This window comes from Leucobacter sp. M11 (assembly GCF_035726885.1).
Classification (GTDB): domain Bacteria; phylum Actinomycetota; class Actinomycetes; order Actinomycetales; family Microbacteriaceae; genus JAPFRB01.
Genome location: NZ_JAPFRB010000029.1, coordinates 1 through 265, shown reverse-complemented (window position 1 = coordinate 265; position 265 = coordinate 1). Strand labels below are relative to the sequence as shown.

At 44.2% G+C, this 265-nt stretch carries 1 protein-coding gene; it reads right to left on the bottom strand.

Annotation, left to right across the window (positions count from 1 at the left end):
- On the bottom strand, positions 1-265 hold a 265-nt coding region (locus OOT08_RS18880; protein ID WP_325094441.1), incomplete at both ends, for a LysM peptidoglycan-binding domain-containing protein.

Here is a 265-nt window from a genome sequence, read left to right as displayed (position 1 = left end):
ATCTGATTTTAATCCGTTAAGTCTCTTGATTTCTATGACAGTGGTTTGATGCTTCAAGGCTATCCCTGACAGAGTATCACCTGAGCGTACAGTGTAGCTTGCAGAACCTGTTACAGGACTTGGTTCCTGTGCCGGTTTATCCGGTTTTGGCTGATTGGTCTGTTTGGAGACGATCAGCTTTTGACCAGGATAAATCATGTGAGTGGAGAGGCTGTTCCAGCTTTTTAGTTCACCAAGGGTGATGGAATGCTTGTTTGCAATGTTA